Below are 19,686 nucleotides of genomic sequence, written 5' to 3'. Positions count from 1 at the left end.
AAAGGAGAACGAGATGCCGACCCCATTCCCGGCGCCACCGGGTCTCGAGCTGGGATCCGGCAGGCCCCCGGTGCTGAGGGCCGAGGCCGCAGGCGACCCGGCCCACTGGGCGGCCGGGCACAGGGACGCGCTGCGCGCCCTCGTCGCCGAGCACGGTGCGGTCCTGGTCCGCGGCCTCGGGCTGCGCGACGCAGACGGGACCGGCACCGTCTTCCGGCGGCTGGCCACGGCCCTGATGACCGAGAAAGAGTCCTTCGCGCCCCGGCGGACCTACGAGTCCGGCGTGTACTCCTCGTCCCCGTGGCCGCCCAACCAGCCGATGTGCATGCATCACGAACTGAGCTACGTCCTGGAGTTCCCCGCCCTGATGCTGTTCGCGTGCCTCGGCGCGCCCACCGAGGGCGGGGCGACCGCGGTGGCCGACTCGTCGGCCGTGCTGGAGGCGCTGCCCACCGAGCTGACCGAGCGGTTCGAGCGGGAGGGCTGGCTGCTCACCCGTAGCTACAACGACGAGATCGGGGCGTCCGTGGCCGAGGTGTTCGGTACCGAGGACCGCGGCGCTGTCGAGAGCTACTGCCGCGCCAACGCGATCGAGTTCGCCTGGCAGCCCGACGGGACACTGCGCACCAGGCAGCGCCGCAACGCCGTGGTGCGGCACCCGGTCACCGGCGCACGCTGCTGGTTCAACCAGATCGCGTTCCTCAACGAGTGGACGCTGGCCCCCGAGGTGCGCGAGTACCTCGTCGACGTCTACGGCGGCGACGGCCTGCCGTTCAACACCCGGTTCGGCAACGGCGATCCCCTCGGTGAAGACGTCGTGCAACTGCTCAACAAGATCTACGAGGACAACACCGTACGCGAGCCGTGGCAGGCCGGCGACCTGATGATCGTCGACAACGTCCGCACCGCGCACAGCAGGGAGCCCTACGAGGGACCCCGCGAGGTGCTCGTCGGGATGGCCGACCCGGTGCGCCTGACCGACTGCTCGCCGAAAGGGGAGGTGACCACGGAATGACTGCCAGGCGTTCCCCCGCGATGGAACTCTTTCTGCGTGAGCCGGTCGACGTGCCGACGTTCGCTGTCGTCTCCGGCGCCCAGGTCGAGGGTGTGCTGATGGGGCGCGAGAAGCAGATCGTAGAGCTGGTGGAGGCCACGTACCGGCTGCACAGCGCCGGTGACTGCGTGAACCCGCCGTCCTACTTCCTGCGGTTCCCCGACCGCCCGTCCTCCCGGATCATCGCGCTGCCCGCCTCGATCGGGGAGCCGACGCGGGTGGACGGCCTGAAGTGGATCTCCAGCTTCCCGGAGAACGTGGTGGCCGGCCTCCCGAGGGCCTCGGCGGTACTGATCCTCAACGACCACGGCACCGGCTACCCCTTCGCCTGCCTGGAAGGCTCCATCATCAGTGCCACCAGAACGGCAGCCTCGGCGGCTCTGGCGGCCCAGTGGCTCAGCAGCGGCCGACCGCGTCCGACGCGCGTCGGGTTCCTCGGGGCGGGCCTGATCGCCCGCTACATCTACGACTTCCTCGTCGCCACCGGCTGGTCGTTCGACGAGGTCGGCGTACACGACGTGTCCGCCGACAGCGCGGCCGGATTCCGCTGCTACCTGGAGCAGTCGCAGACCACCGGCCGGATCAGCGTGCACGACAGCGCCGAAGAGCTGATCCGTTACAGCGATCTGGTGGTCTTCGCCACCGTCGCCGCGCAGCCGCACGTCAGCGACCTGTCGTGGTTCGAGCACAACCCGATGGTGCTGCACGTGTCGCTGCGCGACCTGGCGCCGGAGATCATCCTTGCCTCGGTCAACATCGTCGACGACGTCGAGCACTGTCTCAAGGCCAACACCTCACCCCACCTGGCCGAGCAGCTCACGGGCAACCGGGACTTCCTGCACGGCACGCTGAGCGACGTGATGGACGGACGGGTGACGGTCCCGAGGGACCGGCCGGTCGTCTTCTCGCCCTTCGGCCTCGGGGTTCTCGATCTGGCGGTGGGCAAGTATGTCTACGACGAGGTGGCCCGCTCCGGAGGGCTGCACATCATCGACGGTTTCTTCCACGAACTACGGCGTTACGGATGAGCGGCCGAGCGCCCCTTCTCCCCGGCCCCGGCACCCCGCGAGGAATCCCGTGCACCACCGGCTCCCGACAGATCCGTCGGTCACGCAGCCGCAGGACTGCCGCCTGCACACACCCGAGACCGCTCCGCCGCAGACGAGGAGGCCATCGTGTCAGTGATATCCGTTCCCCAGGACTTCAACGAGGGGGACCTCTACGTCGACCTCCGACCGATCTTCGGACACTCGCTCTTCCTGAAGTGCGAGGGCTTCAACTTCGCCGGCTCGGTCAAGCTGAAGACCGCGATCGAGATGGTCGAGACCGCCGAACGGGACGGTGTCCTGACGCCCGGGTCCGTCATCGTCGAATCCTCCTCCGGGAACCTGGGCGTGGCGCTGAGCGTGATCGCCGCGAGCAAGGGCTACCGGTTTCTGTGTGTGACGGACTCCCGCTGCAACCTGGCGACCAGGCTGATGATGGAAGCGTTGGGCAGTCAGGTGCACGTCATCTCCGCCCAGAACGCCCACGGCGGCTTCCTCGGCGCGCGGCTCGACTACGTCCGCGCGCTGTGCGACTCCGACGACCGGTACGTGTGGCTCAACCAGTACACCAATCCGAGTAACTGGAAGGCGCACTACCGCAGGACGGCACCGGAGATCGCCCGCGAGTTCCCGCGTCTGGACGTGCTGTTCGTCGGGGCCGGCACCACGGGCACCCTGATGGGCTGCGCCCGTTACTTCCGGGAGTGGCACCGTCCGGTGCGGATCGTCGCACTCGACAGTGTCGGCTCGGTGTCCTTCGGCGGTCCCCCCGGCCGCCGGATGATCCCCGGACTGGGCATGAACATCCGTCCACCGCTGCTCGACGAGTCCTACGTGGACGAGGTCATCCGCGTCGAAGAGACGAACACCATCCGCGCCTGCCGTCGTCTGGCCCGACGCGGATTCCTGTTCGGTGGCTCCACCGGCACGGTGGTCAGCGGCGCGATGGGGTGGCTGGACCAGCACGACACCCGTGACCTCACCGCGGTGGCCATCGCCCCGGACCTCGGGGAGCGCTACCTCGACACCATCTACCAGACCAACTGGCTGCATGCCCTGTACGGCGAGGACGTGCTCGACTCCGACGAGCCGCCGGCCGGTTCCCGGGCTGCCGGCAACCACCCCCGCGGGCGGGGCGCCGCCCCCGTCTGACCGGCACTGCCGACTTCCAGGGGAGGGAATGGCGAGTCCGGGTGTGCTGAGGGTGGTGAACGGCTCCTTCCACGTCCGAGCCCCGCGGCGGGGCCCCGAAGCGGTCCCAGCCGGGTCGACCGCGCACGGCCGGGCAGCAAGCACCACGTCATCACCGGGGGACAGGGCATCCCGCTCACGGTGTCGCCCACCGGCGGAAACCGACACGACGCCACCCAGTTACTGCCCCTGCCCGACAGGATTCCCGCTGTGGTCGGCGTCGCCGGCCGACCACGGCGACGCCCCGACGCGCTGCTTGCCGACCGTGGCCACGACCACGACGAGTACCGGTGCCTGCTCGTGCACCACGGCATCCGTCCCGTGACGGCCGAACGCGGGCAACCACACGGCTCTGGCCCGGGCGTCTTCCGCTGGGTCGTCGAGGGGGCCGTCTCCCGGCTGCACCGGTCCCGCCGCTTACGCACCCGCTGGGAACGGCGCGACGCCAGCCACGAAGCGTTCCTCGGCCTCGCCACCTCCCTGATCACCCACCGCCACGTCCAACGCCTTTGCCGGCGCCTCCGACTGACTGGCCCCGGACTCGTCTTCGTGCCGGACATAGAGCGGCTGGAGCTGTTCCCAGTACCGGTTGAGGTGCCCGTCGGTCTCGCGCAGGGCCTGGTCGGCGGCGGGGTCGAGCATCGAGACGTGAAGCTCCGCCAGCCGGTCGACTCCCGGATCGGTCCGGGGGGTCCGGAGGGCGGTGCGCCGCCAGGGTCCCCTGGCGGCGCTGGCCTTCCCGTACCGCCGGCGGTGACGGGACACCGACCACCATGGCGCAGCCAGAACCGTGGCGGTCAGGGCCACCGCAGTGATGGCGTGCGGTTCACGGTGTGCGGCCACTGGTCCCTCCTGAGGTCGCAGGCGGTCGGCGTGTGTCAGCCGGGCCAGGTGCCGGTCAGGCGGTGCAGGGTGGCGGCGCCGGCCCGGTCGACGGCGGCTTTGACGCCGGCGAAGATCGCTCCCTGTACGGTCGCGGCGATCAGGACTTCCTTCCAGGTGCGGTCCTGGTCGGTTGCGTCGGGGGCGTCGTCGTCGTGCCCGAGCATCTTCCACGCCTGCTTGAACGCCGCTCCGGCGATCATTCCGCTGGCTGCCCCGAGCGCCAGACCGACGGGCTTGTAGGCGATCTTGGACGCTTTCACCGGCGCCCCCTGTTGCGGCGCTTCCTGACCAGCACCAGCAGTACGAGGGCGGCCATCGCCATCAAGGGGCCACGACGCCGGCGCGCGGCCTGCGTGACCTGACTCGCCCTTTCGGTGACCGCTTCCGGGGTCTTTTCCTGGAGCTTGCTCGCCACCGTGGCCGCGGTCCGGGCGATCTGGTCCTTGGCCTGGGCGGCCTTCTCGGCAACCGGGCCGGGAAGTTTGTCCTGCGCCACCCGCACGGCCCGGGCCGCCTTGTCCTTGATCTGCGCTGCCTTCTGCTGCCCCTGCGCCTTTGCCTCAGCCGTCTTCTGCTGGACCTGTGCCTTCATATCCGCCTTGCCGGCCAGAGCCTCCACCGTCTGCCCGAGCTGCTCACGCGTCGCCTCGGTCCTCTCCCGCAGTTCCTCGGGCGTAGGGGCCTTGTCATGGGACTGCGGCTGGTTGCTCATCGGTGCGCTTTCTCCTTTATCTCGGTCATGTCGGCCTTGATGCCCTCGATCGCCCGCTCGGGTGTGGGCGGGCCGGTCCGGGCGACCTGCTTCTTGCCCACCAGGGCCAGAATCCCGGCGGTCACCAGGAGCACGACGCAGACGATCAGCGCGGACGCCCACACCGGTAGCACCAGGGCCAGCGCAGCGATCCCCGCGGCCGCCAGGGCCTGCAGCGCGAGGAACGCCACCATGCCCGCGCCGCCGAACAGCCCACCGCCGATACCGAACCGCTTGCCCTTCCGGACCATCTCCGTCTGCGCCAGGCGCATCTCGTCACGCACCAGCTGCGACAACTGCTGCGACGCCTGCGTCACCAGCGCCCCCACCGAGTCGTCCTTACCGCTTGGCCCGGTGGGGTGCTCAACGCTGCTCATGGCCACTCGCCCGCCTTTCCCTGAAGTACCGCCCCTTACGAGGGCTGCCCTTTTCGGTCGTTGTCAGCTCTGCTTGCCCTCGTCGCCGGTGACATCCTGCAACGGGGCGCCGGAGTTGCGTCTGACCGAGTCGATGCCGTTCAGGCAGGCACGGTGACTTTCGTAGTGCTCGCTGGTGGCGATGGCCTGTCCGTCCGTCGCGATCAGCGCGAAGTGGTGGCCCCGGCCGGGCTGATGCCGGACCTCATGGCGCGCCGCCGTCACACGAACCTCCGCATTGTTGTGGGCGTGTCACCGCAGCGGATACCCCGACGAGAACGAGTCATCCTCCATCGCTTCCATGATCAGAGATTCACAGCAGGCGGCGCAGCCACAGCCCGGGAGCCCGGCGGACCAGCCAGGCAGCGGCCAGTCCGATCACGGCGCCGACGGCCACGTCGCTGGGGTAGTGCGCCCCGGAGTGCACCCGCTCGACCGCGACCGCCACCGCCGGGACCGCGCAGGCCGTGCCCCACCCCGGACAGGTGGCGGCGACGGCGGCGGTGAAGCCGACGGCGGCAGCGGTGTGCCCGGAAGGAAAGGAAGAGCTGTCCGGGCGGTCGTGGACATCCTCATGGGGGATCAGTTCCTCGGGCGGCCTGCGCCGCTCGTAGAGCTGCTTGCACACCGCGTTGGACACCAGCTCCGCCACCCCCATGCCGGCCAGTCCCGCGACCGCGGCCTTCCGTTCCCGACCCCCACCGGCGGCGGACATGACCGCCGCCGCAGCCCACCACAGCTTGGTGTGCTCGGCCGCCGACTCCACCGCGGGCAGCCCCTGCCGTGCCAGGGGCGAGGTCCAGTGGGCCACGCGACGGGTGAGGCGACGATCGCCCTGTTTCAGATCAGTCAAACCAGTCATGTAGGGGCAGGTTCCCGCCATCGCACCCGTCATACACAGGTGGCCTGTCCTCGCCGCCTGTCCTTGCCGCCGGGCCTGGCGGACGCGCCCGCGCGGCTCGTCGCGGAACCGGTGGCACTGGGGTGCGAGGAGGGGTTCAGTCGAGGCGACGGCGGTCCTCCTCGGTCCATTTGGCGGTGTCACGCGGCTCGACATACGGCTCCTCGGTGACGGGGTGGCCGCCGTCGATGGCGCGCTGGCGGGCCATCTCCGCGTCGAATTCGAGGCCGAGCAGGATCGCGAGGTTGGTGATCCACAGCCAGACCAGGAAGACGATCACGCCGGCGAGGGTGCCGTAGGTCTTGTTGTAGGAGGCGAAGTTCGCCACGTACAGGGCGAAGCCGGCCGAGGCGATCATCCACAGCAGCAGCGCGAGGAAGCTGCCCGGGGTCACCCACTTGAAGCCGCGGCCCCGGGCGTTGGGCGCGGCCCAGTACAGGATCGCGATCATGATGGTGACGAGCAGGACCAGGACCGGCCATTTGGCGACCGACCACGCCGTCATGGCGCTGTCGCCGACGCCCAGGGCGGAGCCGGCCCGCTGGGCGAGGGGGCCGGTGAACACCACGATCAGGGCGCTGACGACCGCCAGCAGCATCAGGACCACCGTCAGCACCAGGCGCAGGGGCAGCACCTTCCATACGGGGCGGCCTTCGGGCATGTCGTAGACGGCGTTGGAGGTGCGGATGAACGCGGCGATGTAGCCGGAGGCCGACCACAGCGCCAGCACCAGACCCACGATGGCCATGAGCGATCCGGTGCCGCCGTTGCCCTGCAGCTGCTGCACGGCGTTGGAGATGATGTCCCGGGCCGGGCCGGGGGCGAGCTTTTGCAGGTTGTCCATCACCTGCTGGGTGGCGGACTTGCCCGCGATACCGAGCAGAGACACCAGCACCAGCAGGGCGGGGAACAGGGAAAGGACGCCGTAGTAGGTCAGGGCTGCTGCCCGGTCGGCGAGCTCGTCGTCCTTGAACTCCTTCGCCGTGCGCTTCAGCACCGCCCACCACGACCTGGCCGGCATGGAAGTCGGCTCATCGGGCGCGTTGCGCTCCACTTCCGGGTCCGGTCCGATGCTGTGGGACTCCTGCAGGGCGTCGTGCTCGCCGCCCTTGCGGTCCCCGTGTCGCCCGGTGCCGTTGTGGTTGCCGGGTTCGTTTCGATGCTGATGTGGTTCCGGTGTCCGTGCCATGCCAAACAGGTAGCCGCCTCCGGCGGACGAAAACAAATTCCCTTTAACGCGCTTGCGCATGTTTCGTCCCCTGGAATCCGGTGAGCCGGAGGGGGAGTCCCGCACCGAGGAAGGAGGAGGGTTCGGATGGTCGCCCGAGAGCAGGTCCCGAGCGTGCCGGAGCATCCGGTCCGCGACCCGGAGGGCAACAAGATCGGCGAAGCAAGCACGTCTTCCTCGACGACGTCAGCGGTCGGCCCGAGTGGGCCAGTGCCAAGACCCGCAGGTCCGCCACCGGCGAATCGTTCGTGCCGATCGAGGGCGCCACCGCGGTCGAGGACCACCTTGAGGTCCCCGGCGCCAAGGACAGGACCAAGGATGCCCCCGGTTCCGATGACGATGTCGACGTCGGCGGACACCTCTGTGCGGACGAGGAACACCGCCTCTACGAGCACTACGGCCCCGCCGGGGACGAAGCCTGGCAGCAGGCCGACCAGTCCGGTGACGCCGGCTGGGCCCACACCCCGCCACCGGCGGGACCAACGCATCTGGCGTGGCCCGCAGCGGTGACGACGCGATGCCCCGCTCCGAGGAACGGAGGCACGTCGGCACCGGACGGCAGGAGAACAGCCGCAGCCGCCCGCGTGAGTACGTGATCACCGAAGAGGCCGAGCACGAGGTCACCCTGCACGCGCCGAACGCCCCGTCGTCGAGCCCGGGACCGGGACCGAGGCCGTTCCGGTCGGAGCGGGTGCGCCAGGGCGCCGGGGAACACGTCGAGGGAGAGACGGTCCGCGGCCGAGTCCGCAAGGAGCACGTCGAAACCGACCTCCCCGACCGCGACACCGACCGCTGACAACCGGTTCCTTCCGTATGCCGGAGAACAAGCGGATCACCCGGACACCCACTGAGTCCGAGCCGCGTACCACACCACCTGTTGAACGAGGAGAACACATGGCCAGGGTCAAGCAGCCGCTCACCGACGACAGCATCAAGGTCCGTCAGCTCAGCCACTACCAGTTCAGCTGGGTAGCCGGCGAACCCGGCGTCCCCGGCACCTTCACCCTCCAACTCGTCCTGGACGAAGGAGCCTGGGAAGAAGTGCTGACCCTCGACGCCAACGACGCCGATGTTCTGCAGGACCTGCTGGAGAACACCGCGACCGTCCACTACGACGTCGTCCGCCGCACTCTCATGTTCGGTGTCACCTCCACCGGCAAGTGAACCCAGCCCACCGCGATCGCCCGCCCCGCTGCCAGCCCCGTCACGAGAGGCCGGCAGCGGGGCGAGCGCGTGATACGACCGCGTCAACACCGCCCGGCGCGCCGCCGCCCCCGGCTTTCGCCCACCAGGATCGATTCGTTGCACGGTGCGCGGTGGTATTGCCGGCAGCTCAGCGGGACGGTCGCGTCGCGCCCCGGGCTGTGTCGGCGCTCCGGCCGTCGGCCACCGAGCACGAGACGAGAACAAGCCCAGGCTTCGTTCAGATGTCGCGGAACTCATAGACAAAGCTTCTGACCTGGGAAAATGACCCCTCTCGAAGATCATCTTGCACGGTTGTTGCACAAGCCGAACGGAGCAGGATTCACGCGGCCCTGGTGTAGGCGCTCCGGACCGCGATGCGGACCTTGGAACCGGCTCCCACGACCCGGTGCACGTATTTACGCAGGGTAAACGCGGGATCGGCGTGTCCGAGGCGGTCCGCGAGCGTGTACACGTCTACCCCGCCGTTGATCATCATCGACGCGTACAGGTGTCGGAGCGCGTGCATCATCACGTCGCGGGACTTCTCCCAGCGTCGTCCCTTCGCGTCGGGCTCAAGGGGCTTGATGAGGCCGGCCGACGCCAGGGCGGGCTTCCAGCGGTAGGAGTTGAACCAATTCGACTGAATGGCGGTCTTCTCCCGGGTGTAGAAGATCAGCCGCACCGTGACCGGGTCGCCGCCTTTGCTGCCCCACGGTCGCGTCACCTCGACCGGCGGGTACTTCTGCATGTGCTCGCGCAGGGGGATGGCCACGTTGTCGGTCAGCTCGACCCACCGGTCCTTCGCATCCTCGTCGTCTCCGCCCTTGGGGAGGGCGTATACGAGGAACGAGCCGTCGTGGACTACTTGCCGTTGCACGTGCACCATGGCGCCGTCTGGATGTGCCCAGTCGATATCTTCTGGTGACAGGCCGAATATCTCTCCTTGCCGAAGACCCAGGCCGCGACCACAGTCAACAAGTGCTTTGTAGCGGTCGGGAAGTTCGGCACGGATCTTCTCGGTGTCCTCCCATGTCAGGGTCAGCTCTGCCCGGCCGCCACCTCCTCGCTTCGGCTTGGCGTCCTGCACCGATTTGGCGAGGCACGGATTTTTGTGTATCAGGCTGTCGTCCACGGCCAGGTCAAAGACGGCCCGAAGATTGTCGAAGACCAGGCGCAGCGTGGAACTTTCGAGCAGCCTGCGACGGTCGTGCAGCCAGTCCAGCAAAGATGAGGCGTTCACGTCCTTTACGCGCATCTTCCCCACTGCGGTAGGAACGACGTGCAGGTGAATCCGCTCCTTGTGGCGTCGGTAAGTCCGTGGATTCTTGTGTTCGTGCCCCTTGAGCCACGTAAGGGCGAGTTCACCGACCCTGACCTCTCCGGCGCGAGGGTTGATGTATGAACCGTCGTCCACTCCGGACCGCATCTTGGTCTCGTGCCTGCGGGCTTCGACCTCGGTGCGGAAAAGCTCCGTCTGCTGGACATCTTCCCGGTTGCGCCATCGGGCCTGCCACCGCCTCCCCGTCCCGTGATCCCGCGTCGGAACTTTGCCGTGTTCCTTGCAGGTCGACTCCCCGTCTTTCGGGCGCGACTTGTGCCAGCGGTCGTACGGCATCGACTCAACTCCTAGTTTCCAACGGCCCTTGAGTCTATTTGTGGACTCTTTTTTAATCAGGGCCATCGTCGACGGCGAGATTGTCTGCCCGTTCATCGCGCCCTGAGTGGATTGGATGTTGATCCAGGCGAGCTGAAGATGTCAAATGCATTCTTGGGGTCTTCGCGACAAAGGGTGCAGAGTGGTAGAGAAGATTTCACCTAGGCGAATGCTCGCTGAGGGTTCGACGAGGGCTCGCCGAACCCTCAGCGAAGATTCGCCGGTGTCCTTCGAGAGTTCGCAAGAGTCGTAGGCATTTCGTCGCAAGGCCCTCTGTTTGGTCCGGCCGGAATTTAATGCAAACGTTCCGTGCACCACCACGGCGGAATGCCGCTCACGTGGATCTTTTCCTGCCCGCTTCGAACCGTTCTGGAGTGCCCATGCGTCGAACCACTGCCCGTGCGGAAGAAGCCGCTAGTGGCGCGGGGGACCGATGTCCCTTGATGAGCGCGGAGGAGCTGGCCGACTTCCTGGGCGTACCTCTGAACACGGTCTACATATGGAATCACCGACACCAGGGTCCGCGAGCCCACAAGGTCGGCCGCTATTTGCGCTACCGCTGGCCGGAGGTAGAGGCATGGCTGGAAGCTCAAGTGGTGAATCGCGCGACCTGATCGGCCAAGATTGGCTGGTGCCCTTGTCCTTGGTCGGGCGACAGAACCCGGCGTACAGCCCGACTCGCCTGACGCCACCAGCGGCTTTGTCTTGGACAGGGCCTCCGAAGCAGGTCGGAGGCCCTGTCTAGTGATGCGCCATCCGAAACGGCACGGCTCTACGCCCGGTCGCGCCTGAGAGTCGTCTCGCTGAGCCCCAGGGCCATGCTGCCCATGAGCTGACGAGCGAAGTCCTCCAGAATCGAGGGGTTGGTAGCTAGGAACTCCATGACCCGTTCGGTTCGCTGCTCAGGCGAAAGCTCTGTCAGTTCCTGCTGCCATGCCAGGGTGGCGGCACCTCCATCCTCGACCTCGGCATTCACGATGAGGCTCCAGAGTGCCTGCTGGGCGTCCTCACGAGCGAGCCAAGTCATGAACATCTGTTGGAATTGCTCGCTCGTCACAGTGACCTTCGGGTCGCTCCGCGCGGTGGCCAAATCTTGGGAAGGCGCGTCAGCCTCGACCCCCGGGACAGCAATAAGAGGCGTCGTCGTGACCCCGGCCCGCAAGGCCTTCTTCTGGGCTCTGCGGGCCTGCTGCTTCAGCACGAAGGCTTCGCGCTTGGCAACGAGGAACGGCACGGTCTGGGTGTGCCACCAGTGGGCAACGAGAGGTTTTGCGATTTCTACGAGACCCTCGATGATCTGGCGCGCGATGTCAGCCTGGGCCTGTTGGCCGGGGGTGAGCTGAGGACGCTGATCCTCCACGTACTCGGTGACGTAGACGATCTCGGGTTTGTCTGCGGAACCTGACTCGTCTTTGGCCTTCAGGCGGATCTCGACGTGCTCCGGTCCCTTGTCACTCGTCTTGGGAGTGAATCCACGACTCCAGCCTTCGCTCTTCCGCGATTCGGCGAGACGCTCGCCCTTGGGGATGCGAACAACTGCATCGACCTCGTCGTACTCCTGGTCCTCGGCCATGCATCCTCGTCAGTGCTCGGGACTGCCTCGGCGCTCGGTCGACGAGGATGTCACGGTAGTAGAACCTCACCCATAACCGTAGCTGTAGCATCCGACGATTCGGCATGTTCGGCGAGCATCGCATCAACCGCCACAGAGCCGCAGGTCCAAGGTTGTCACCAGTCTCCTTGCCGGATCCGCTCGTCGGACACGATCCCGTAGACGTACCGCCCAGAACGTTCGGGGCATTGTGGAATCTCCGACGGTCCCACGATCGGCCATGCCTCCAGCGCTGACCTGATCTCGTGCCACTGCACGTTGCGCCGGCTCTCGACGATGACCAGGGTGTAGTGGTTGGTCCGGTAGGTGAAGGGCTTGCCGGTCTTCGTGTAGAAGACCTCGCCCTGGTGCTCCTCGATCCGAGGCCTCGCCGTCTCCATGTTGGGACCGACCGGCACCGGCTCGGGCGGAGGTGGCGGCGGCACTGGATGCCCTGCCCACCGGAGCCGTTCCTCCGGCGTTGGCTCCCGGCTAATCCGATGCCAGGATGCGCTTCCCGGCACTGTGGTCGAGGTGACTGCCAGCTCTGTTCCGTCTGGCAGCACCCCACGGCCAGGCTCTCGGTAGGGCTCCGCAATCCCCATGTCACGCCGCTCATAGCCGAGCCTGCTGGCAACTGACTTCAGGGTCCCCATCTGAGTGTTCCCGACGTACGACCACTGGTCCTCGCTCGCATCGTCCGAGAACTCCACGACGCCGACAAGGTAGACCCCGTCCTCGTTCGGGTCGCCGAAGAGCTGCCGCAAGCGGTCGGGTCCAAAGTCGCCCATCATCTATCCATCCACCCCTGCATCGCCGCTGTCAGATTCTCCGTCGATCAATGCGATCACACCCTCCCTTGCGGCTGAGTCGCGTGCTGTGCCATCCGGGACCCGATCACAGCCACCCTGCTGAGCACCTCGGCGGCTTCCTTGAGTGTGGTTGAGGGCGGCAGCACGAAGCGCGCGCCGAACTCCACTTCACCGCTGAGCTTGGCCTGCTTCTCGCCGTAGCCAGCGCCGAGGAACGCTGGAGCGCCGAGCGCCTTGAGTCGAGCCACGCCATCCTTCTCCCACTGCAAGGTCTTGCGCGGCGGATGGGGTTTCCACGGAATCCACTCCTCTTGGGCGAGGTACTCCTGCCAGAGCAGCGCCAGGTGATCCCAGTCGTAGGCCTTGGAGGAGGTGACTCGCTGCTGCACGAGGAAGAAGCGGAAGTCGACCCCGCGAAGCCCGCTGCTGTCGACGAGCTTGCCAACGTCCTGAGTCGGCAAGCTCTCGGTGGCTTCCCAGCGGACGGTGTAACTACTGCCCGGAATCGGGGCGTCCACGATCGCGACGTACAGACCACCGGAGTCGATCTCCCGGATGGACTTCGATGAGCCGCCGGGTAAGGCGACGTTGTCGTACATATGGGCAGCCCGAAGCCGGAGGGCGAGGTACAGGTCGATACCGTCGATCTGATTCCAGACGGTGTGGCCATCCACCTCCGGCACCTGGGACTCGATGTGGCTCGTCCAGGCTGTAGCGGTCGTCGCGGCCCACGGCACTGGGGACGAGGCGAAGGGAGCGATGAGCTCCTCCCAGGTGAGATTCTGCCAGTCCTGGGCATGGGTGGTGTCGAGGCGGACGCGCTGAAGCGAGACCGCCACGAACCGGCAGTCGTCTCGGTCCTCCTCGGCGACGTATCTGTAGTACCGCTCCAGTTGTTCAATTCCGAGGCCGGCAAGCAGCTTCACTTCGACGACAGCGACAACCTGACCGTTCGTCTCCACCACCAGGTCGGGGCGATCCGATGCCTTCCGGCCCCGCGACTTCGAGACCTCCCGACGGACCTGGAGCGGGCCAACAGCGTTGATCCCGAGGACGGAGCGGGTGATTGCCTGGTCGGCATTCATGAGGGTGGCGAGTAGATCGCTCCACGCGTTCTCGCTGTTGATCGAGAGCAGGAAGCGAAGGTCCGGAAGACTACTCACTCGCTGTCCTTTCCCAGCTCCGCGTCGATGTTGAGCACGCGCATCCCGGACTGCGACTGCGCGAGGAGCACCGCAGCGTTCTCGGCAAGGCGACGGGCGGACTTGAGCCGCAGGTCCAGCTCGACATGGTCACCCCAGCGGACTGACGTTGCGATGGCGAATGCGATCGAACCACCGGACTCCAAGTGGCCGACGATCTCCTTGTGGATGCGGCGGCTGGTGCGCTGACTAGAGCGATCCGTCTTGGCGTTGCGGTAGTTGCTGGCTCGCCTGGCCAGCTCCACGGACTCCCCGATGTAGAGCACGCGGATGCCGTCGTCGTCCACACCGAAGTCGTAGCGGTAGAGCCCTGGCGCTCGCGGGAGTCCGGGAAATCTCGGCAGGCCGGCTTCGTCCAGCGTGATCGGGCCCGCGCTCAGCCACGAGAACGCAACGCGGACGTCGAGCGCCTCCAGTTCCTCGAGCTCGGACTCGTCGAAAGGTCCACGATGAGTCGCGCCGGTCAACCGCGGGATTGAGCCGCTCTCGGTGGCCAAGGAGCCGGCACCGATCAAGAACCCGAGGTTCTGCAGCCACCGCCGAGAGGCTTGCGACTGAAACCGGCTGCGCTTGGCACCTGTCGCAAGGGAGATGACCTGCTTGACCGGCCAATGCACACCATCTACTTCGACCCAGTACTCGCGGATCTCCTCGGGCACGTGACCAGCGAGACGCCTACGAACAAGCGTGGGCGTCAGCTCGAAGGATTCGCCATCGAGGGTGAACTGCATGGAACGGAGGTTAGCCTCAATCGTTCATGAGTTCTCATCAGTTCGCTGACGGGGACGCTGTGCGTGTGGGGTGCGGCTCTTCCGGGGGTGAGGTCGCTCCTCCCGGACGACCAGCCTCATCCCCCTGGGCCAGGTGCCCAGGTCGGGCATATCGGTGATTTCCGCGGCCCAGGCGCCGGGCCGTTCGGTGCCGCCGGCGTATTAGGGCTGGCGTCCACGCCTTCTTAGGAATCTTCAGTACGGCTTGGTGGATGCCGTCGGTGATGGTCATTCCGACGGAATAGGACAGCCACTGCCCATCAGGCGTGCACGCTGCCGCCGGAGTCGGTGCGGACCAGTGTCTGCCGCCCCAGTCGCAGAGTCTGGAGAGTTGTGCCAGGGCGAGTCGGGCGGTTTCGATGTGGTCCGCGGCGGTGTTGGAGCCTGCGTTGCCGGGCCGCAGCAGGGCGGCCACCGGCTCCCCGGACCCGGCCTGGCCGTGGTCGGCGAACGCGACGAGGGGGGCGGTGGCCGAAGGTCTTCTTCCGGGGCGCGGTGGTGTCCTGTTTCTCGGAGTGCGCGAGGGGTAGCACTCCGCCCATGTCCACGATCACCTGGCCGTCGGTGGCCGGACTGTTCGCATGGGCCAGCGCGGGCAGAGCCGGATGTTCGGCCCGGTGGCCTCCGATCCCACAGTCTCCCGTGTCATCGGCAGACTCGCTGCATCCGGCCCGAAAGCCCACGCGGCGATCCGGGACGCACGTTCCCGAGCACGGGGCGGGTCTGGGAAAGCATGCCGATGTCGGCCAGACAGCCCCCGCCGAGTGCGACGGCCAAGGCCACATCCAGCAGGATCTTCCCCGGATCGTGCACGGCCCGCAGCTTGTGCCACGGCGTGAGTGCCACCGATATCGCGGTGTTCAGAACGGACTTGCGGACCATCTCGGCCAGCAGCAGCGCCCCGGCCTGTGAGTGGAGTGTTTCGCCGTTGTTGAGGGCGAGCTCGGTGATGGCCGACAAAGTAGAGAAGCCGTATTCTTGCTGTTCAGAAGCACGTCTCGCCTACGTGACCACCCGTCGGACAACTCGCTTCATGAAAGCGCGAGGTTAGCGGTCAAACTGTGGGTCGGCGCATAACTGACCAGGAACGGAGACGCCGTGACGGACCTCCCCACAGACGGCCAGCCCATCGAAGCTGTGCCGACGGAGTACAGCGGCACCACCTTCCGTTCCCGGCTCGAAGCCGACTGGGCCCGCACCCTCGATACCCAACGCATCCTCTGGCAGTACGAGCCCGAGCGAGTCATCCTGCCGTCAGGGGCGCATTATCTGCCGGACTTCTGGCTGCCCGAGATCGGGACATGGCTTGAGGTCAAGGGACCAGCCACTCCCCGTAAGGAAAAGGCCGTCGAGCTGGGCAAGACGCGCGCCTGCCGCTGCGACGGCCCCTGCGCCTGTGCGTGGCCCGGTGGCGAGATGGTCCTCCTTGGCTGGGTCGCGGAACGCACCCACGGCGATATCAACGTGGCACGCAGCCGGTCGGGCTATGCCAGTTGGGCCGCCGCTCACGGGCCCAGCGTGTACTTCGTGTTGTGCCCATGGTGCGGGCTCAGACAGTGGATCACCCTGCGGCGTCCGTGGAAGTGCCGCGCCTGTTGCCGCGGTCTGGAAAGCGAGGAGCTGTTCCAGCCCCATGACCGTGTGCTGCCTTTCGGGAGCGGCTCGGTATGGTCGCCTGCGGACACGGCGGCCATCCGCAGGGAGATCGCCGAACAGATTGCTGAGGCAGAGGCCGCCGATTCGGGCCACTCTCGCTCGGAGGCCCCGTACGAAGAGTGAGGGCGCGGGCGCCCACTCGCGGGTGAAGGTCCACTCTCGCCCGGCACCGACTGGGCGCCGTGCTGCCGCCACGAGGCGGCGACACTTCGACGGCTCCCCAGGGGCGGTCGGTCGGGGGTGCTGAATCCGGCAGACCTGGAACAGATTCGCGCGCCCGGCGTTTTCAAATCATGGCGGCTCGAACACAACGGGCCGCTTCCGCCCCTCTCGCTGGCCTGCGTCGAACACATGGGTAGGGTCGCGGTACCCGAGCTGGAGAGGTAGCCGCATGGACCCCGAGATCGTGATCGCGCAGACGACGAGTGACGACGAGGAGCAGGCGAAGACCCTCGCCAGAGGCGCTGTTGAGAGCAAACTGGCGGCGGGCGTCCACATCGATGCGCCCATCACCGCCTTCTACTGGTGGCAGGGGAAGGTCGAGGCGGCTCAGGAGTGGCGGATCTCCTACATGACGTCGTCGGATCGCCTCCCCGCGCTAGAGGCATGGCTGCACGAGAGGCACCCGTACGACGTCCCCCAGTGGGTCACGCTGCCTGTGACCGGAGGGTCGGAGGCGTACCTGTCCTGGGTCGTCGACGAGACGCGCCCGGGGTAGAGGTCTCCACTACAGCGCCTCGCTCTCGCCGAGCCTGTGCGCTTCGACGCTTCACAGCGTCGCGAACGTCAGCAGGTGGCTGGCCAGGTCATGCTCAGTGTCGGGGAGCCCGGCAGCGATGGCCTGAGCCCGCTGCCGGCCCATGGTGTTGGGCTTCGACTCCGCCGCTGCGGCGAACTGGTGCGCCACGTAGGCCCCGCGATCTGTGTCGCCGCCGCGCAGAAGGGCGGACGCCAGGTCACCCAGGACGACCACACCGGACTCGGGCAGTTCGCCGCCGAGGCGCTCGACTGCGGAGTCGGCCGTGGCGGTCAGCTCCTGACGCTTGAGTTCGCCGTAGACCGAGAGGGTTAACGAGTCCATGCGGTATGGCGTCACGAAGCGGACCCACGCCTGCTCGCTCATATGGTCGGCGAAGTCATAAGCGAACTTGGCCTGGTCGAGAGCACGAAGGGCGCCAGCGTCATCGCCTGACTGGGCGGCTTCCTCCGCGTACCGGCCCAGAGCCCACGCTGCGGCGGTTGCGTTGCCACGTCCGCGTACGTCCTGAGCTGCCTGCGAAAGCATCTCCAGCGCCTTCGCTGGGCTGGGGGCACCGTAGCTCGCGTAGCCCAGAGCGAGAGCGCGCAATGGGGGGTGTCCAGCCTTCTTCGCGCACTCCGAGGTCACTCCGTAATAGGAAGTGGCCTTGTCGTGCTCGCCGAGGTCCCAGGCGACCCACCCAGCAAGAGCGGCAGTCTCCCCGGCCGCGATGGTCAGGGCTCGCTCGTGGGCTCCGGCGCGGGGAAGGGCTGCGGTGATCGCGTCCAAGTGCGCCTCGACGCGGGACTGCAGGCTGAGCGCGCTCTCGTTCAGCTCGTCCACGTGCAACCGGGCCGCATGATCAATAAGCACCCCCGCTGACTCAGGGTCGATCTTGGAACCCTTGCTGAGTGCATAGGCCAGCCGGCCCCACGGCTCGGCAGCCGCAGCCGCACCGATGACTGCGCCTCCCAGCAGCGTTCGGCGTTTCACGTCGTCCAGGTCCTCCGCTTCGGCCTTGTTCTTCTCTCGCCGCCTGGCGCGGGCGGCTTTGGCCTCGCGCAGCAGTGGCTCCAGCGGGACGCCGCAGGCCAAAGCGATGTTCCCCAGGGTGTGGTCCGTCGGCACGTTGGCACCGTTCTCGTACCGATTGACCTCTCGGCGGGTCATCGTTGCCCGGCCGGAAGCGGCGTTGATCGCACCGGCCTGCTCGTCCTGCGTCCGATTCGCGTTACGCCGCAGGTGACGGAGCAGCTCGGCAAATGGATCCACTGCCATGAGTCTGACCCCTATCCGTGGGAGAAAGCCAATACTCCCCTCAACTCCCCCCTGATTTTCCCCCTTGACAAAGATTTCCCCCCTCCGGTTTCCCCTGTTCCGGATCGCGCAGCCACGGTGCGATGTGCGCATGACCACGCACCGGACAGCAACGCCACCCCGCCCTGGGGGTGACGACAGTGGCGCCCATGTCGTCGGCGCCGCGACCGCTCGGTGTCCGCTGGCCTCTCACGTCTTCGAGATGGCCATGGAGCCGATGGATGTGCACGTTGCTCAAGCACGACGAACCACGGCCACCGTGCTGAAGCAGTGGTCGTTGCCGGACGCGCCGGCAGAGGACGCCCGGCTCGTCATCTCGGAGTTGGTGTCCAACGCGATCATCCACGGTTCCGGGGATGTCCGACTGCGACTGCGACACGACAACCACGAGCTTCGAATCCGAGTCACCGACGACAGCACCGCACCGGCGAGGCGACGACGTGCAAGTACCGCCGGCCTCGGTGGTCGAGGGTTGCACCTCGTCGACTGCCTGTCGCTTCGATGGGGCGTCGCGGACGGCGGCCGAACTACGTACGCGGTCATCCCCACTCTCACGGAGGCACCCCCATGTCGCCGCACGACGCAGTCAAGCACGGAGCCGACGTGTTGAGCCTCGTTGCCTTCGACCGGGGTCGTGGGAAGCACACGGGCGGTGGGTCGCCGATTGCTGGCGATGACCACCCGAGATGGCCCCGCACCCCTCTCCGAGTGAAGCGCCAGTCCCGAGCTGGCCAACTCCAAGGCATCCGTGAGCACTTCTACCGACAGGCCGTCGACACGCAGGACGATCAGCCGCTCCGCGTGCTGGCGTACAGCTTGGTACCGAGTCCGAGAACCCGACCTGACGAGGACTGGGGGACGCTACAGGCTGAGGCCGACCAGCTCGGTTACGAGATCGCCGCCCGGCTCCACGATGTGGCTGTCCCGGTGACCACGACGTACTTCCCGGCATCCAGTGCGAGCCAGGGCATCTACACGCCGCCTTGGGATCGACCTGGTTGGGGGGAAGCCGAGCGGCAGCTCCGAGAGGGCTTGGCCGACGGCGTGATGGTCCTCGACCGGCACAACATCAGCTCCGATGACGACGAGTACCACGCCGTGATCAAACATCTGGGCGAGCACTGCCGGGCGTTTCTCCACCTCGTGATCTCCGAGGAGCCCGTCGCGCCGACTTGAAGGCGTCCACTGCGCTGGATGGACAGGAAGGGCTGGGGCTGGCGGCAGATCAGCGCCCAGATCGCCCTGATCGCCACCGTGAGCGTCGCGCTCGCCTTCACCTTCAAATACA

Annotated in this window: 23 protein-coding genes and 2 pseudogenes; 11 read left to right on the top strand and 14 right to left on the bottom strand. The window is 67.1% G+C overall.

Annotation, left to right across the window (positions count from 1 at the left end; translation table 11 throughout):
* Nucleotides 1-13: 13 nt before the first annotated feature.
* The 4 genes and pseudogenes from ACWDZ4_RS29255 to ACWDZ4_RS29240 all read left to right on the top strand — a co-directional run.
* Nucleotides 14-1,015, top strand: coding sequence for a TauD/TfdA family dioxygenase (locus tag ACWDZ4_RS29255; protein ID WP_451511401.1), 1,002 nt, complete (start codon nucleotides 14-16; stop codon nucleotides 1,013-1,015).
* On the top strand, nucleotides 1,012-2,082 hold the full coding sequence (gene sbnB / locus ACWDZ4_RS29250) for a 2,3-diaminopropionate biosynthesis protein SbnB (RefSeq protein ID WP_451511400.1): 1,071 nt from the start codon (nucleotides 1,012-1,014) through the stop codon (nucleotides 2,080-2,082). The genes ACWDZ4_RS29255 and sbnB overlap by 4 nt, the downstream gene beginning before the upstream one ends.
* A gap of 147 nt (nucleotides 2,083-2,229) precedes the next feature.
* Nucleotides 2,230-3,252, top strand: coding sequence for a 2,3-diaminopropionate biosynthesis protein SbnA (gene sbnA / locus ACWDZ4_RS29245; RefSeq protein WP_451511399.1), 1,023 nt, complete (start codon nucleotides 2,230-2,232; stop codon nucleotides 3,250-3,252).
* Nucleotides 3,253-3,339: 87 nt separating this feature from the next.
* Nucleotides 3,340-3,765, top strand: a pseudogene (locus ACWDZ4_RS29240) (transposase); the annotation flags it as partial.
* Here the strand turns inward: ACWDZ4_RS29240 and ACWDZ4_RS29235 are convergent.
* From ACWDZ4_RS29235 to ACWDZ4_RS29205, 7 genes are all read right to left on the bottom strand, one after another.
* Nucleotides 3,709-4,134 carry a hypothetical protein gene (locus ACWDZ4_RS29235; RefSeq protein WP_451511398.1) on the bottom strand — a complete coding sequence of 142 codons (426 nt, stop codon included), beginning with the start codon at nucleotides 4,132-4,134 and terminating at the stop codon, nucleotides 3,709-3,711. The pseudogene ACWDZ4_RS29240 and the gene ACWDZ4_RS29235 sit on opposite strands and share 57 nt — an antisense overlap.
* 35 nt (nucleotides 4,135-4,169) lie before the next feature.
* On the bottom strand, nucleotides 4,170-4,436 hold the full coding sequence (locus ACWDZ4_RS29230) for a DUF4235 domain-containing protein (RefSeq protein WP_451511397.1): 267 nt from the start codon (nucleotides 4,434-4,436) through the stop codon (nucleotides 4,170-4,172).
* A complete protein-coding gene (locus ACWDZ4_RS29225; protein WP_451511396.1) occupies nucleotides 4,433-4,888 on the bottom strand; it encodes a DUF3618 domain-containing protein in 456 nt (151 codons plus the stop codon). The genes ACWDZ4_RS29230 and ACWDZ4_RS29225 overlap by 4 nt, the downstream gene beginning before the upstream one ends.
* Nucleotides 4,885-5,304, bottom strand: a complete 420-nt coding sequence (locus ACWDZ4_RS29220; RefSeq protein WP_451511395.1) for a phage holin family protein — start codon at nucleotides 5,302-5,304, stop codon at nucleotides 4,885-4,887. Before ACWDZ4_RS29220 ends, ACWDZ4_RS29225 begins: the two co-directional genes overlap by 4 nt.
* 63 nt (nucleotides 5,305-5,367) lie before the next feature.
* Nucleotides 5,368-5,568: a YegP family protein gene (locus ACWDZ4_RS29215; RefSeq protein ID WP_451511394.1), complete on the bottom strand. Its 201-nt coding sequence runs from the start codon at nucleotides 5,566-5,568 to the stop codon at nucleotides 5,368-5,370.
* Between the two features lie 88 nt (nucleotides 5,569-5,656).
* Nucleotides 5,657-6,205: a phosphatase PAP2 family protein gene (locus ACWDZ4_RS29210; protein WP_451511393.1), complete on the bottom strand. Its 549-nt coding sequence runs from the start codon at nucleotides 6,203-6,205 to the stop codon at nucleotides 5,657-5,659.
* A gap of 136 nt (nucleotides 6,206-6,341) precedes the next feature.
* Nucleotides 6,342-7,433 carry a YihY/virulence factor BrkB family protein gene (locus ACWDZ4_RS29205; protein ID WP_451511392.1) on the bottom strand — a complete coding sequence of 364 codons (1,092 nt, stop codon included), beginning with the start codon at nucleotides 7,431-7,433 and terminating at the stop codon, nucleotides 6,342-6,344.
* A 532-nt stretch (nucleotides 7,434-7,965) separates the two neighbouring features.
* On the opposite strand from ACWDZ4_RS29205, the gene ACWDZ4_RS29200 reads away from it, so the two are divergent.
* Both ACWDZ4_RS29200 and ACWDZ4_RS29195 read left to right on the top strand, forming a co-directional pair.
* Nucleotides 7,966-8,268, top strand: a complete 303-nt coding sequence (locus ACWDZ4_RS29200) for a hypothetical protein (protein WP_451511391.1) — start codon at nucleotides 7,966-7,968, stop codon at nucleotides 8,266-8,268.
* 98 nt (nucleotides 8,269-8,366) lie between these two features.
* A complete protein-coding gene (locus tag ACWDZ4_RS29195; protein ID WP_451511390.1) occupies nucleotides 8,367-8,636 on the top strand; it encodes a hypothetical protein in 270 nt (89 codons plus the stop codon).
* A 361-nt stretch (nucleotides 8,637-8,997) separates the two neighbouring features.
* Here the strand turns inward: ACWDZ4_RS29195 and ACWDZ4_RS29190 are convergent, their stop codons facing one another.
* Nucleotides 8,998-10,368 carry a tyrosine-type recombinase/integrase gene (locus ACWDZ4_RS29190; RefSeq protein WP_451511389.1) on the bottom strand — a complete coding sequence of 457 codons (1,371 nt, stop codon included), beginning with the start codon at nucleotides 10,366-10,368 and terminating at the stop codon, nucleotides 8,998-9,000.
* A gap of 239 nt (nucleotides 10,369-10,607) precedes the next feature.
* On the opposite strand from ACWDZ4_RS29190, the gene ACWDZ4_RS29185 reads away from it, so the two are divergent.
* Nucleotides 10,608-10,925, top strand: a complete 318-nt coding sequence (locus ACWDZ4_RS29185) for a helix-turn-helix transcriptional regulator (protein WP_451511388.1) — start codon at nucleotides 10,608-10,610, stop codon at nucleotides 10,923-10,925.
* A 158-nt stretch (nucleotides 10,926-11,083) separates the two neighbouring features.
* On the opposite strand, the gene ACWDZ4_RS29180 is transcribed toward ACWDZ4_RS29185, so the two are convergent.
* The 5 genes and pseudogenes from ACWDZ4_RS29180 to ACWDZ4_RS29160 all read right to left on the bottom strand — a co-directional run.
* A complete protein-coding gene (locus ACWDZ4_RS29180) occupies nucleotides 11,084-11,884 on the bottom strand; it encodes a hypothetical protein (protein ID WP_451511387.1) in 801 nt (266 codons plus the stop codon).
* A 155-nt stretch (nucleotides 11,885-12,039) separates the two neighbouring features.
* On the bottom strand, nucleotides 12,040-12,303 hold the full coding sequence (locus ACWDZ4_RS29175; RefSeq protein WP_451511386.1) for a hypothetical protein: 264 nt from the start codon (nucleotides 12,301-12,303) through the stop codon (nucleotides 12,040-12,042).
* 446 nt (nucleotides 12,304-12,749) lie between these two features.
* A complete protein-coding gene (locus ACWDZ4_RS29170; RefSeq protein ID WP_451511385.1) occupies nucleotides 12,750-13,877 on the bottom strand; it encodes a PD-(D/E)XK nuclease family protein in 1,128 nt (375 codons plus the stop codon).
* The gene (locus ACWDZ4_RS29165) at nucleotides 13,874-14,647 is read right to left on the bottom strand and encodes a hypothetical protein (RefSeq protein WP_451511384.1); all 774 of its coding nucleotides are present in this window, start codon (nucleotides 14,645-14,647) and stop codon (nucleotides 13,874-13,876) included. Before ACWDZ4_RS29165 ends, ACWDZ4_RS29170 begins: the two co-directional genes overlap by 4 nt.
* Nucleotides 14,648-15,421: 774 nt before the next feature.
* Nucleotides 15,422-15,646, bottom strand: a pseudogene (locus ACWDZ4_RS29160) (hypothetical protein); the annotation flags it as partial.
* 138 nt (nucleotides 15,647-15,784) lie between these two features.
* Between ACWDZ4_RS29160 and ACWDZ4_RS29155 the strand changes: the two are divergent.
* Nucleotides 15,785-16,465 carry a hypothetical protein gene (locus tag ACWDZ4_RS29155; protein WP_451511383.1) on the top strand — a complete coding sequence of 227 codons (681 nt, stop codon included), beginning with the start codon at nucleotides 15,785-15,787 and terminating at the stop codon, nucleotides 16,463-16,465.
* 268 nt (nucleotides 16,466-16,733) lie between these two features.
* Nucleotides 16,734-17,060: a divalent-cation tolerance protein CutA gene (cutA, locus tag ACWDZ4_RS29150; RefSeq protein WP_004921029.1), complete on the top strand. Its 327-nt coding sequence runs from the start codon at nucleotides 16,734-16,736 to the stop codon at nucleotides 17,058-17,060.
* Between the two features lie 51 nt (nucleotides 17,061-17,111).
* Here the strand turns inward: cutA and ACWDZ4_RS29145 are convergent, their stop codons facing one another.
* On the bottom strand, nucleotides 17,112-18,359 hold the full coding sequence (locus ACWDZ4_RS29145; RefSeq protein ID WP_451511382.1) for a helix-turn-helix domain-containing protein: 1,248 nt from the start codon (nucleotides 18,357-18,359) through the stop codon (nucleotides 17,112-17,114).
* 130 nt (nucleotides 18,360-18,489) lie between these two features.
* On the opposite strand from ACWDZ4_RS29145, the gene ACWDZ4_RS29140 reads away from it, so the two are divergent.
* Both ACWDZ4_RS29140 and ACWDZ4_RS29135 read left to right on the top strand, forming a co-directional pair.
* Nucleotides 18,490-19,008, top strand: coding sequence for an ATP-binding protein (locus tag ACWDZ4_RS29140; protein WP_451511381.1), 519 nt, complete (start codon nucleotides 18,490-18,492; stop codon nucleotides 19,006-19,008).
* Nucleotides 18,966-19,574 (top strand): hypothetical protein, encoded by a 609-nt coding sequence (locus tag ACWDZ4_RS29135; protein WP_451511380.1) that lies wholly within the window; start codon nucleotides 18,966-18,968, stop codon nucleotides 19,572-19,574. The genes ACWDZ4_RS29140 and ACWDZ4_RS29135 overlap by 43 nt, the downstream gene beginning before the upstream one ends.
* Nucleotides 19,575-19,686 lie beyond the last annotated feature (112 nt).

It is taken from the genome of Streptomyces sp. NPDC003016 (assembly GCF_053591455.1).
The sequence above is the reverse complement of the archived record's forward strand: the minus strand, read 5'-3'. Positions and strand labels throughout refer to the sequence as shown.

What these genes read in the sequence shown, in the direction of transcription:
- ACWDZ4_RS29255 (WP_451511401.1), top strand. Translation starts at nt 14, where the DNA reads ATGCCGACCCCATTCCCGGCGCCACCGGGTCTCGAGCTGGGATCCGGC.
- sbnB (WP_451511400.1), top strand. Translation starts at nt 1,012, where the DNA reads ATGACTGCCAGGCGTTCCCCCGCGATGGAACTCTTTCTGCGTGAGCCG.
- ACWDZ4_RS29225 (WP_451511396.1), bottom strand. Translation starts at nt 4,888, where the DNA reads ATGAGCAACCAGCCGCAGTCCCATGACAAGGCCCCTACGCCCGAGGAA.
- ACWDZ4_RS29220 (WP_451511395.1), bottom strand. Translation starts at nt 5,304, where the DNA reads ATGAGCAGCGTTGAGCACCCCACCGGGCCAAGCGGTAAGGACGACTCG.
- ACWDZ4_RS29210 (WP_451511393.1), bottom strand. Translation starts at nt 6,205, where the DNA reads ATGACTGGTTTGACTGATCTGAAACAGGGCGATCGTCGCCTCACCCGT.
- ACWDZ4_RS29205 (WP_451511392.1), bottom strand. Translation starts at nt 7,433, where the DNA reads ATGGCACGGACACCGGAACCACATCAGCATCGAAACGAACCCGGCAAC.
- ACWDZ4_RS29195 (WP_451511390.1), top strand. Translation starts at nt 8,367, where the DNA reads ATGGCCAGGGTCAAGCAGCCGCTCACCGACGACAGCATCAAGGTCCGT.
- ACWDZ4_RS29190 (WP_451511389.1), bottom strand. Translation starts at nt 10,368, where the DNA reads ATGAACGGGCAGACAATCTCGCCGTCGACGATGGCCCTGATTAAAAAA.
- ACWDZ4_RS29185 (WP_451511388.1), top strand. Translation starts at nt 10,608, where the DNA reads ATGCAAACGTTCCGTGCACCACCACGGCGGAATGCCGCTCACGTGGAT.
- ACWDZ4_RS29180 (WP_451511387.1), bottom strand. Translation starts at nt 11,884, where the DNA reads ATGGCCGAGGACCAGGAGTACGACGAGGTCGATGCAGTTGTTCGCATC.
- ACWDZ4_RS29175 (WP_451511386.1), bottom strand. Translation starts at nt 12,303, where the DNA reads ATGGAGACGGCGAGGCCTCGGATCGAGGAGCACCAGGGCGAGGTCTTC.
- ACWDZ4_RS29165 (WP_451511384.1), bottom strand. Translation starts at nt 14,647, where the DNA reads ATGCAGTTCACCCTCGATGGCGAATCCTTCGAGCTGACGCCCACGCTT.
- cutA (WP_004921029.1), top strand. Translation starts at nt 16,734, where the DNA reads ATGGACCCCGAGATCGTGATCGCGCAGACGACGAGTGACGACGAGGAG.
- ACWDZ4_RS29145 (WP_451511382.1), bottom strand. Translation starts at nt 18,359, where the DNA reads ATGGCAGTGGATCCATTTGCCGAGCTGCTCCGTCACCTGCGGCGTAAC.
- ACWDZ4_RS29140 (WP_451511381.1), top strand. Translation starts at nt 18,490, where the DNA reads ATGACCACGCACCGGACAGCAACGCCACCCCGCCCTGGGGGTGACGAC.
- ACWDZ4_RS29135 (WP_451511380.1), top strand. Translation starts at nt 18,966, where the DNA reads ATGTCGCCGCACGACGCAGTCAAGCACGGAGCCGACGTGTTGAGCCTC.